Genomic DNA, 11,253 nt, shown 5'->3' with positions numbered 1-11,253 from the left:
CATCGCCACCAAAAGCTTCGTATGGAATGACTTGGTTAACACCGGCTGTAAATGGTCCTGGGAAATTGGCTTTGTCAAGGTAGCTAGCTGGGACGTCTACTGTATCTTTGGTGTTGTCAGCCACACCTTTTTGCACTTCAGCTGGAGTGGTCGCTGGTTGTGCTTCACTGGCTTCACGGTCTTGTCCAGAAACTGTAGACTCAGAACTTTCCACAGGTTTAACTGCATCTTCTGTTTGTTTCTTAGAGTCAGATTGTGCTTGCACTTCTTCTTTTGGTGCTGCTACTAGCTCTTTAGCAGTTTCGTCCGCTTTTTCTGAAGAGCTTGTCGTATCCACACTTGCTTTAGGTGTTGGAATAGACTGTTCTGAAGGAAGAGCTACATCGACTGCTTTTTTGAGAACCTCTGCTGGTAAGTCGCTCTTTTCACTCACCGAAGCAGCGCCTGGTACGACTTGGGCAGGAGTCGGATTGACGACATCAGCACGCGCAGAACTTGGTTGACCAACTAGGACAAAGAAGCCACTGGCCACAACAACTGAAGCAACACCGACACTGAGACGGCGAATAGACCAACGAGTATATCTCTGATTTGGATTGAATTTCATAGGATTCTCCTTAGAGTTTTCTTTTTTTGATGACTCTAGTATAATCTCCTAAAATTAAAAAGGATTAAGAAAAAGTTAAAATTTTTCTTAAATCCCTCTTATAAAATACTTATATTGACTCGTTAATTATTTGGAAAGAGAGTACCCTTCCTCTCCTACTCACTCAGTTCAGCTAGGGTGTCCAGATGTTGGTTATTAATGACGGCCATGATGTAGGCATCTGCCTGCAAGAGGTCATTGGGTCCGAATTGGACATCCAGAGGAGCATTTTCGTAGGCACGAAAGCCAAGTACGTTGAGGTTGTATCGCCCACGCAAATCCAACTGACTGAGGCTTTTATCTACCCATGATTGGGGGATTTTCATCTCGACAATCGATACATTCTTGTCCAGCTGAAAGACGTCTACACTGTTATGAAAGAGGATGGTCTGTGCCAATGAGCGCCCCATTTCAAACTCTGGTGAGATGACTGCGTCCGCGCCAATTTTTTCTAACACCTTTTTAGCTGTATGACTTTTGACCTTGGCAATAACGGTCGGCACCCCTAGACTCTTGCAGTGCATGACCGCGAGAACACTGGATTCTAGATTTTCACCCGTTGCGACAACTACGGTATCACAGGTGTCAATCCCCGCTGATAGAAGGAGTTCTTCATCCGTGATATCTCCAACTACCCCACGCGCCAGCACAGGTTCAAATTGATTAATGCGTTCCTCGTGGTCATCAATAGCAATGATATTCATGTCATGCTTGGCTAGAGCAGCCAAAACACTGCTCCCAAAAATTCCCAAGCCTAAAATTCCAATTGTCCGATCTGACATCGTTCTTCCTTTCTTATCCAATAGTGATATCTGCTTTCATATAGTGAATCGTATCTTTCTTGTCTGGCTGGTATTCCGCTACACTGACCAGTAGTGTCAAGGGACCAATACGGCCGATAAACATCAACAACATAACGATACTGAGGGCTATCTTGCCTAGCTCTGGTGTTAAATTTGCCGTCACTCCAACTGTCGCAAGTGCTGAAATGGTCTCAAACATGAGGTAAATAAAGCGCGGATTTCCTTCTGCGGTTACCCCTAATAGAATCAAGCCCAGCAAGAAGGTCAGCAAGAAGATAATAAAGACACTGAAAGATTTTTGCACGGTTCGGGGTTCAATGGTCCTCCGAGCTACATTGGCATGAGGCAAGCCCAATAATTCACTGCGAGCAAAGACCAACAAGACAAAGAAGGTCGTAATCTTGAGCCCCCCTGCTGTCCCTCCAGGTGCCCCGCCCAGAAACATCTGCAAGATGTAGATCAGTAAGGTAACTGGTCGAGCCTGGGTGTAGTCAATTGAAGCAAAGCCTGCCGTTCTCATGCTGACGGTCTGGAAGAAACTAACCAACAGTTTTTCTGGAAAACTAAGATTTCCAATCGTCCCAGGATTGTTCCACTCAATTAAGAGAGTCGATACTGTTCCAAAGAGCAAAATTCCCGCCGTTAGAAAGAGAACCAACTTAGTATGGAAACGCAGGCGCCGTTTTTTCTTTTTCCCAAACTGGGTCGCTAGATCAAACCAGACCATAAATCCTAGACCACCCGTGATAATCAAGCCTGCAATCACTAGATTAATCAAGGGGTCCGTTTGAAAGGCTAGCAAACTCGTACTTCCAAAATTATCAAATCCAGCATTACAGAAAGCTGAAACAGCCAAAAAGATAGAGGTTAAAATCCCTCGCCCCCAGCCAAATTCAGGAATAAAGCGGAAACTCAAGAGAAAGGCACCGAGCCCTTCCACTAGAAAAGTCGTCAGAAAGATTGAACGGATGAAATCCTTTAGAGACTGGGTTTCTCCATAAGCAAAACTTTCTTGAATGGTCTCACGGCCACGAAGACTGAGCTTTTGCTTGCCTTGGATATAAAAGATTCCGATAAAGGTCATGAGCCCCAAACCACCAATCTGGATCAAAATCATACAGATCAACTGACCCCAGATATTGTAAGTAGAGGCTACCGGCTGGGTAAAGAGCCCTGTCACACAGACCATAGACACAGTCGTAAAGAGATGGTCAAAGTAGGTCGCTTGTGACGTTCCTGCTTGCACAAAGGGGAGACTTAAAAGGAGCGAGCCCAAGAAGATCACTAGGGCAAAACTTAAAAAGATGCGACGGGCTGGCGATAAACGCCCTAATGTCGTCTTGATTTTTTCCAAAAAAGATTTGAATAACATAGCTACATTCTACCATAAAAACAGTAAGAACACTCACATGTGGTGCACAATGGCAAGACAGAGTTCGAGTGCCTTATCAAAAGCTTCTGATCCCCAGTCACGACTGTCGTAGTTATCTAGATCTGCTAAGGAATCTGCGGTAAAGAGCAGCTCTCCCCAGACAACCCCACGTAGTTGAGCTACTGCCGCAAGAGCAGAGCACTCCATCTCCACAACAGCACAGCCTTCTTCCTTGCGATAGGCAACCTTTTCAGCCGTCTCTCGGTAAAAACCATCTGTCGTCCAGGTCATGACCTCCTCGTAAGGAATGCCTCTTTGTTCCAAGACTTGCTCAATGGCAGAGATAGCCTCAATCTGCATCTCCATATAACGAGAAGGCGCTACATAGTGGTAGCTGGTTCCCTCATCTCGCAGAGCGCGAACAGGGACGAGAAAGGCATTTTCCTCTATATCGGCTAGGACTCCACAAGTACCAGTGGAAATGATTTGCTCCACACCATAGCCAATCAACCAATCCATAAACTGGGCTGCTGGAGCAGAACCAACAGGCGCTTGGGCCAGACAGATCTCTTCACCCTTGTAATTGATGACATAGACTGGATAGGTCTTGGTGGCAGAAACGAACTCACCAATACAGTCCGTCCCTACTTCCCCCGCATAGCGGTCAATCTCCTCCTCCAAAAATGCATAGATACACTTCTTTGGCAACTTCAAGTCTAACTCCTCATGTGTTGGCATAAGGACCGACTGAGGATTGTCATCAAACTCTAAAATGGGAATCGCATGCTTCTGAATCATCGCCCACCTCCTCTAATTTTGTACTATTGTATCAAAAGCTGACGGAGTGTCAAGGAGGAGACTGATGAACTGAGTAAAAAAAGCACCTCAGTTATGAGATACTTTGAACTTGCTAAGATATCGAGTAGTAAATATGAGCTGGGTAAAAGATGTGGGAGCCTTGTGCAAGGTGATTGAGGAGTTATAAATAAATACCAAATTCAACAACAAAAAAGACATGAATCTGAAATAAGCAGAACATGTCTTTTTTAGCTTGTTTGAAAGTCAAGTAAATAAACCTTAGTTCTTCTAGAACTCCCTTATTTCCACAAACCACCTAAAATCTGTTTTTCTAATAAGTCTAAGTCTTCCTCTTTTATTTCTCCATTGTCGCCAACGATATAAAGCTGAGCGAAGTAAGCCAACAATGGACCAACACAAATACGAACCATTTGAGGAATCGTTAACTCTGGATTTACACGTGGATCTGCTAGCAATTCCTTATGAAGCACTCGAAGTTTATCCTGAATAGCATTCCATATAAAAATCTGTTCATTTTTTAGTTTTTTATTTGAAAAACTCTCCTGCAGAATGATTTTCATCAAAGCACGATTTTTTTTGAGATAGCTCATACGATCGTGGACGAGATAACGAACCCTCTCTTCTGTCGTTTCAAAAGCTAAGAGTTCCTCAAAAAAACTACCGAAAATGCCTGGGACTACAGGATGTAAAATAGCCGTCAGTAGATCATCCTTCGTCTTAAAATACTTAAACAAAGTTGCCTGGCTTAGTCCAGCACGCTCAGCTATGTGAAGAGTTGAGGTCCCATGGTAACTCCTGGTTGATATGAGATCCACTGCTGCCTGCATGATTTTTTTCTTTCCTTGAGGGTAATTCGCTTCTTCTAAGTAATCTTCAAACGATTCAAAAACAGTCTTATCCATCTAATCTTCACACCTTTTTAGCATTATTTATGTTGATTTCTAAACTTTACGATAACGACGCAATCCAACAATATTGAGAATTGTTAAAATGATCAAGAAAATCATTAAAACACCAAGATTTGGCAAAATATCACCAAGATTGTGTCCGTAAAGAATAATCTGGCTTATTGCATCACCAGAATAGGTTAATGGCAAAAATTTCCCCACAGTTAGAGCCCATTCTCCCATTGATGACAATGGAATAATTCCTGAGAAAAAAAGTTGGGGCATAATCACAAGAGGAATAAATTGCATCATTTGGAATTCTGATTTTGCTAGAGTAGACAAGAGAATTCCAAAAGCTAGTGCTACAAGAGCCAGTACCACATTAACTATTATAACATTTAAAATATTTCCTACAACTTCTACATCTAGTAGCCAAATTGCTGCTAAGACGACAACTGCCGTTTGAAAAATCGCAATAATACCGTAAGACAACATATAGCCATAGACAATTTCAGAACGTTTCACTGGGGTTGCTAACAAGCGATCCAAGGTTCCACTTGAGCGCTCTTTCAAAAGTGCCATACCAGAAATCAAAAAGACAAAGAAGAAGACCACAAAGCCAATTAAAATTGGAATCATACGTGCAAAGAATCCAGTATTTTTATCTCCATATTGGTAAGATTCTTTGATTTCAGGCGCCTTTGCATCTAATTTCAATTGTGGAAGAGCTTGTTTGACACGAGATAGTAACTGATCGGTGCCTTCACTGGCGATACTTGTTCGTAACACTTGTCGTATCATAGATGTCTTGGAGGCATCTGTATTTGCGTAGTCGACCTGATACTCACCGTCTTTATAAGAAATCACAGCATCGACTTTTTCATTTGCTAGCGCTTCCTTGGCCTGATCTAAGTCTTGATAAGTCTCGACGTCCACATGATCGAGCTCATCCATTTTCGTTACCAAACCAGTTGGTAGATCTTGTGTCGCTAACTTGACATTCACGGTTGTACTAGCTGAAAACATGAGGTTCATCAGCCACATAATAAATACCGGCGCTACAAACATCATAGCCAAGGTTCGTTTGTCACGAAGCAATTCTTTGATAACTTTTTTAGCAATAGCAATGGTTCTCATCTTACTCTCCTTCTGCTTTCAAAAATACTTCTTCAATACTTGAAACTTGATAACTTTCTTTTAAGTGTTGCGGTATATCAAAAGCAATGATTTTTCCACCTAATAATAAGCCGACCTTATCCGTTAACTCTGCTTCATCCATAACATGAGTAGTAACTAATATCCCAACCCCATTGTCTCTAAGCGCGAATAATTCTTTCCAGATTTTCTTTCGAAGAGAAGGGTCGATTCCAACTGTCGGTTCGTCCAAAATCAAGAGTTGAGGATTTCCTAAAAGCGCGATAGCCAGTGACAAACGCCGTTTCATTCCTCCAGAATAACCAGATACCGCCTTGTTTAAGTAGTCTGTCAGATCTACTACTTGAGCTATATAAGCAATTTCCGCCTTCAGGTCTTTTTTAGAAAGCCCCTTTAGCTGACCAAAAAATTCCAGATTTTCTTGGCCTGACAAGGACTCGTATAAAGCATCTGACTGGGCCATATAACCAATGTCTCCTAAAATATAGCGATTGGGCATAGTGTGATTTAACACTAAAGCTACGCCTCCATCAGCCTTTTCCATTCCTAACGTAGTCTTAATCATAGTTGATTTACCAGCACCAGACGGACCAATTAATCCTATAATTTCTCCTAGCTGCAATTCAAAGCTGACATGATTCAGAACTATTTGTTGGTCAAAAGATTTTACTAAATCTTGTAAATGTAGCAATTTTTTCATATGCTTCCTCCTAGGTGAGTGGGTACTCACTTTTTAAATCACAGAAGCTATTATAGTGAGTAATCACTCACTTGTCAAGAGAAAGGGTTAAATTCTTTAAAAAAATAAAACACCAGATTCGTATCTGATGTTTATGATGCACATGTCTTATTTCTAAAAATGTTTTTGAACTTCCTCTCTATACTCCGAAATGGTCTTTCCTGTCCACTTTTTAAAGGCCTATTCTTCCTCTACTTTTCTCAGCCAATCCTACTACTGTCATCACAATAGCAACCTTGATAACCTTAGCTATGGAAATTCACTTTATCCGTTTTTATATGAAACAGACCAAGAAGTTCTCAACTCCGGATTGGTATTTATTCTAGAAAATCCTTCCTACATAAAACTCTCCCTTCTCTTTCGAGAAAGGAGATTCTTTTTTATCCTTGTCCGCCAGGGGCTGGACCGTCGCCTTGAGGGCCTCCATTTGGTCCACCGCCTCCAGGTATAGAATTGACGATTTCCGTTTGTTTTTCACCGTTGAGATAGATATCTCCACCTGTGTAGGTCGCTGTTCCATCAAAGTCAAAACCTGTTTGACCAGTCATTTTAATGGTCCCACCTGTGACCGTAATATTGCCGTTTGAGTCGATTGGGTCTGTGTCTCCTTGGCCGACTTCTACAGTCAGATTCCCGCCGTTCATAGTGAAGAAGATTTCATTCTGTTGGGCGTTTTTGTTAGCTGCGTTGACTCCATCATCTGTTGAGTAGATGCTAATATCCCCACCGTTGATAGTGATTGACTTACCTTCAAGTCCTTCTGTCGAATTCTTGACGGTGTAGGTACCACTATCGATGACGAGGTCTCCAGATGCGTGGATGCCATCATCTCCTGCTGTGACGGTGATGTTGTTGTTGGATAGGTACATGGTCCCAACTGAAGTATCCTCGTCATTGTCCACCTTGACCCCATCCTCTTTGGCATCGATGGTCATGGTCGTACCAGTGATGTTGAGTTCATCATTGACATTGAAGGCATCGCCAACTGCTGTGATGTTATAGGTTCCACCCGTGATGTGGAGGGTGTCGTTGGCCTTGATACCATTGTTCTTCTTGCCATCTACATTGAGAGTTCCTTTCCCGTTGATGGTCAAATCCACCTTAGAAAAGAGAGCTGCGTCTGCTTTTTCGTCACTGTTAGAGCTTGAGTCAGAGAGACTGTTGGTGGTTCCCTCTGCTAGAGTCAAGTAGACATGACCAGCTGATGTCGCAGATATCGCTGCATTGGTATTGGTCATGGTCGCGCCTTTTAGGACTAGATGAACATCTGCAGACTTATCTGCCTCGATCTTGATCTGCACTCCGTCAGACTGACCTGAAATCACATAGGTCCCAGATTTTGTGATGGTCACTGTTGATTCAGAGACTGTCACGCCATCCCCAAAGACGTTTGCTGATGAGCCAGATAACTCAATCTTAGAAGCTGTGCTTTCGTCATAAGAAGTATCATTGTCCTTCTCTGTAAAATAGGATGATTGGTTTGTCTTTGTTGCAGTTGTTGTGGCACTATTTGTCGTTGCATTGGTATTGGATGTAGTTGTTGACTGGGCACATGCTGCCATCAGCACTATTGCCGTTAAACTCGTTGCGAGTAGGGTCCATTTTTTTGATTTCATAGCTTTTTCCTCTCCTTCGTATGATATAGCTAGACAGTCTACAGAAGATTCCTGAAACAAAACTAAAACTTTTCTGAAAGTTTCCTTAAATTCAGTTTCGCTTAGTATTCTTTTGAAAGGGCTACTAGAAACAATTTGAGAGTACTAAAATGCATTTAATAGTTTTTAAAAGCAACATTCCCAAGTGCGATATCACTCTAACCCAAAAAGCCAAAAAGAAGAAAAATCTATAAGACTAAGATAAAGATTATAAAAAGAACAGCCCAAGCTGTTCTTTTTAGTTTTCTTTTACTGGGATTTCCTTGATGACACGCGCAGGATTGCCAGCTAGGACGACATTATCTCCGAAGGACTTGGTAATCACGGCCCCCGCTCCTGCAACGACGTTATTTCCCAGTGTCACTCCAGGAAGGACAATGACGCCACCTCCAGCCCAGAAATTATCTCCAATGGTGATGGGCTTGCCGTATTCGACCCCTGAATTGCGTTCATCCGGATCCAGTGGATGGAGTGGGGTTAAAAACTGACAGTTGGGGCCAAGCATGGCGTTGTTCCCGATGCGAATCGGGCAAACATCCAGCATGGTCAAGTTCCAATTAGAATAAAAATTTTCCCCTAGATGGATATTGACTCCATAATCGACCACCAAGCGTGGATTGACATAGAGATTTTCCCCAGTTGAGCCAAACCAAGTCTTGATAATATCTGCTCCCTTCAAGGGATCTTCTTCCTTGTTAAAGGCAGCCTGTTTTTGGCGAGAAGCCTGCGCCAAGACCCGCAACTCTGGATCCGACGGACGGTAAGGCTCCCCTGCTATCATTTTCTGGTATTCGCTGGTCATCTTATCACCTCACACTTACTTTGGACTCATCATATCAAAAAGCCTTTGAAAGGTCAAGAATAGCCTGCTTTCTAGACTCTCAAAACCAATCCCCTCCAAGTCAAAACAACTTGCTTGACAAAAGATTGACTTCATGGTTTAATATACCCCATAAGGGTATATGTGGAGGTGCCTATGTTTCACTTATTTACAAAAATTGACAGTATTTCTACCAGCGAGTTAGAAGCTAAACTCAGAGAACCGATTCAGCTACTAGATGTTCGGACGCCTATGGAATTCCGTAGAGGTCATATCAAAAATGCCAAAAATGTTCCTTTAACGGAAATCGGTTCTTACACACCTGCGACAAAAGAAACACTTTATGTCATTTGTCACTCTGGTGTACGAAGCAAACTAGCTGCGAAAATGCTTAAGAAAAAAGGCTACGATGTCATCAATGTTCGAGGCGGTATGAGCGCTTGGACAGGCAAGGTCATCTAGAAGCATAAAATAATTGGCTACACAGCCTTGAACCTTATCGAAGGTCTGAGCGACAATATCCAAGGTGTCCGCTCGAAGACGATCTGACTAAGGGCAAATAATCCCTAGATGTGCGGACAAGTGGCGAATTTCAGGGGAGCTACCCAAGGTCGATACCATCCATAACCCCTAAATGAACTAAGGGAGATCTTGGGTGAACCAGACAAGAACCAAGCCTACATCCTTAGCTGCCACAGCGTTTTGCGCAACTATATCACAGAGCGTATCCTCCAGCAGGCAGGATTTGCCGTCCAAAACCTTGATGGCGCTTATTCACTATATAAAATGGCTAATCCAGAAGGAGTCGAATATGGAAACGAGTATCAGCATGGCTGACTTTTATGAAAAATACCTAAATGAAAATCTAAACCTTATCGATGTACGTGAGGTGCATGAATTCCAAGCAGGACATGCACCAGGAGCAAGAAATCTTCCGTTAAGTACCTTGGAGCAAGGTTACAAAGAACTCAAACCTGACCAGGAATATCATGTCATCTGTCAAGGTGGAGTCCGTTCCGCATCTGCTTGTGAATTTCTAAGCGCCCAAGGCCTCACCGTTATCAATGTAGAAGGTGGTATGAATGCTTGGCCCGGTCAAGTAGAATAAGCAAAAAACCGATTAAGTTCCTTAATCGGTTTTTTCATTTCTGCAACCCACTGATATAGGGCTCGTAGCCCGTCGCTTCTAAAAAACGAAACACATTGATGGTATCTAAAAAGAGGTTTTCTCATTGGTATTGGGGGAACTCATCCGTTTGTCTGACATGATTTTTTTATTGAAATAGACTTAAATGACTTTGTCTGCATTGTTTATCAATAGCAAATTAGTTTACTTCCGTTTAATCAGGTATCGGATGGCCTTTTCTAGGCGTTCCTTTTGAGCCTCGGGGTCATCTAATGGTTGGTTGATGCAGTCAGTGAGATTTTCAGTAATGATCATCTCAATCACGCGCTCAACGCTAGATTTCACTGCTGTCAACTGCGTAACAATATCTGCGCAGTCACGATCTTCTTCAATCATCTTTTGAATCCCACGCAACTGGCCCTCTGAACGTTTCAGGCGTGTGATATACTTTGAGTTTGTCATTAATTTATCCTTGGTCACTTTTTCTTCATTATATCTCGAATAAGGGGCTTTGTCAAAATTCACTTCCTGTCTGTATTTGTAGGAGGCAACCTCTCCTCTGTATCAGATAGAAAAGATTGATAAGCATGGAAATGGAAAAGAAACTCTGTCCTCCTTGAAGCTCGATGGGAAGTCACGTTTCCTTTCAACCAACTGACCTTTATGCGTATATCTTGGACAAATTGGACAAAAAGGCTAGGATCACTATCCCATAGACTATAACTAGAGCCAGCCCAAATCCGATACCAAACCACTTGTAAAACTTGTCCATTCCGCTGTAACGTTCGACATAGGCCCTGGTCGGCTTGTCTGGATCATACCAGACTGTCAGCTCCGAATGAAGGGGGAAATGGGTCTGCATCAAGCGTTTGAAGGAAACAAAGGAGTTGCTGTAGCGAGTGATCGAAGGGGCCAGCATATCTTCTCTTGTATAGTCCTTTAAAAATTTAGTAGTCCCCCACGGAATTGTGACCGTTTTGAACATAAAATACTGCAAGGTTTTCTTATAAGAAATCCCATCCACCGTGTATTCGACGATAGGTGGATACCCCTCACGAAAACGGCTATAGCCGATAACCGTTCCCTGTACGGATGACTTGGCAAGGCGGACCAACTTCTGATCCCGAAGATAGAGGAAAAGAAAGGTCCCACACACAAATACAAAAGATAGGAAGATGACGATTGTCCCAACTATCAAACCAATCACTTCTTTATTCATATGAACTCCTCC

At 42.6% G+C, this 11,253-nt stretch carries 13 protein-coding genes and 2 pseudogenes; 4 read left to right on the top strand and 11 right to left on the bottom strand.

Features of this window, described 5'->3' with window-relative positions; all coding sequences use genetic code 11:
• From GMD5S_RS0206845 to GMD5S_RS0206815, 7 genes are all read right to left on the bottom strand, one after another.
• Positions 1-607 (bottom strand): SSURE domain-containing protein (locus tag GMD5S_RS0206845; protein ID WP_016893807.1); only part of this gene is annotated, 607 nt, incomplete at its 3' end.
• Between the two features lie 155 nt (positions 608-762).
• The gene (locus GMD5S_RS0206840) at positions 763-1,428 is read right to left on the bottom strand and encodes a potassium channel family protein (protein ID WP_001283881.1); all 666 of its coding nucleotides are present in this window, start codon (positions 1,426-1,428) and stop codon (positions 763-765) included.
• A gap of 13 nt (positions 1,429-1,441) precedes the next feature.
• The gene (locus GMD5S_RS0206835; RefSeq protein WP_000897930.1) at positions 1,442-2,821 is read right to left on the bottom strand and encodes a TrkH family potassium uptake protein; all 1,380 of its coding nucleotides are present in this window, start codon (positions 2,819-2,821) and stop codon (positions 1,442-1,444) included.
• Positions 2,822-2,854: 33 nt separating this feature from the next.
• Positions 2,855-3,619 carry a nucleoside phosphorylase gene (locus GMD5S_RS0206830; RefSeq protein ID WP_000615031.1) on the bottom strand — a complete coding sequence of 255 codons (765 nt, stop codon included), beginning with the start codon at positions 3,617-3,619 and terminating at the stop codon, positions 2,855-2,857.
• Positions 3,620-3,918: 299 nt separating this feature from the next.
• Positions 3,919-4,542, bottom strand: coding sequence for a TetR/AcrR family transcriptional regulator (locus GMD5S_RS0206825; RefSeq protein ID WP_000361923.1), 624 nt, complete (start codon positions 4,540-4,542; stop codon positions 3,919-3,921).
• Between the two features lie 39 nt (positions 4,543-4,581).
• On the bottom strand, positions 4,582-5,664 hold the full coding sequence (locus GMD5S_RS0206820; protein WP_001259057.1) for an ABC transporter permease: 1,083 nt from the start codon (positions 5,662-5,664) through the stop codon (positions 4,582-4,584).
• Between the two features lies 1 nt (position 5,665).
• The gene (locus GMD5S_RS0206815) at positions 5,666-6,382 is read right to left on the bottom strand and encodes an ABC transporter ATP-binding protein (protein WP_000734677.1); all 717 of its coding nucleotides are present in this window, start codon (positions 6,380-6,382) and stop codon (positions 5,666-5,668) included.
• 230 nt (positions 6,383-6,612) lie between these two features.
• On the opposite strand from GMD5S_RS0206815, the pseudogene GMD5S_RS10900 reads away from it, so the two are divergent.
• Positions 6,613-6,747 (top strand): annotated as a pseudogene (locus tag GMD5S_RS10900) (low temperature requirement protein A); the annotation flags it as partial.
• 54 nt (positions 6,748-6,801) lie between these two features.
• On the opposite strand, the gene GMD5S_RS0206810 reads toward GMD5S_RS10900, so the two are convergent.
• Positions 6,802-8,037, bottom strand: a complete 1,236-nt coding sequence (locus tag GMD5S_RS0206810) for a carbohydrate-binding domain-containing protein (protein ID WP_000837416.1) — start codon at positions 8,035-8,037, stop codon at positions 6,802-6,804.
• Between the two features lie 277 nt (positions 8,038-8,314).
• A complete protein-coding gene (locus GMD5S_RS0206805; RefSeq protein ID WP_000200256.1) occupies positions 8,315-8,878 on the bottom strand; it encodes a sugar O-acetyltransferase in 564 nt (187 codons plus the stop codon).
• A 174-nt stretch (positions 8,879-9,052) separates the two neighbouring features.
• On the opposite strand from GMD5S_RS0206805, the gene GMD5S_RS0206800 reads away from it, so the two are divergent.
• From GMD5S_RS0206800 to GMD5S_RS0206790, 3 genes and pseudogenes are all read left to right on the top strand, one after another.
• On the top strand, positions 9,053-9,358 hold the full coding sequence (locus GMD5S_RS0206800; protein WP_000468863.1) for a rhodanese-like domain-containing protein: 306 nt from the start codon (positions 9,053-9,055) through the stop codon (positions 9,356-9,358).
• Between the two features lie 9 nt (positions 9,359-9,367).
• Positions 9,368-9,733: pseudogene (locus tag GMD5S_RS10825) on the top strand (rhodanese-like domain-containing protein); the annotation flags it as partial.
• Positions 9,708-10,004 carry a rhodanese-like domain-containing protein gene (locus GMD5S_RS0206790; protein ID WP_000450169.1) on the top strand — a complete coding sequence of 99 codons (297 nt, stop codon included), beginning with the start codon at positions 9,708-9,710 and terminating at the stop codon, positions 10,002-10,004. The pseudogene GMD5S_RS10825 and the gene GMD5S_RS0206790, both read left to right, overlap by 26 nt.
• Before the next feature lie 222 nt (positions 10,005-10,226).
• Here the strand turns inward: GMD5S_RS0206790 and GMD5S_RS0206785 are convergent, their stop codons facing one another.
• Both GMD5S_RS0206785 and GMD5S_RS0206780 read right to left on the bottom strand, forming a co-directional pair.
• Positions 10,227-10,484 (bottom strand): metal-sensitive transcriptional regulator, encoded by a 258-nt coding sequence (locus tag GMD5S_RS0206785; protein ID WP_002880547.1) that lies wholly within the window; start codon positions 10,482-10,484, stop codon positions 10,227-10,229.
• 199 nt (positions 10,485-10,683) lie between these two features.
• Entirely contained in the window at positions 10,684-11,241 is a 558-nt protein-coding gene (locus tag GMD5S_RS0206780; protein ID WP_001031650.1) for a DUF3592 domain-containing protein, read from the bottom strand.
• Positions 11,242-11,253 lie beyond the last annotated feature (12 nt).

Origin of the sequence: Streptococcus sp. GMD5S (assembly GCF_000298715.2) — a bacterium.
GTDB lineage: Bacteria > Bacillota > Bacilli > Lactobacillales > Streptococcaceae > Streptococcus.
Note: the sequence above shows the minus strand (reverse complement) of the source record. Positions and strands in the feature narration are given on the sequence as shown.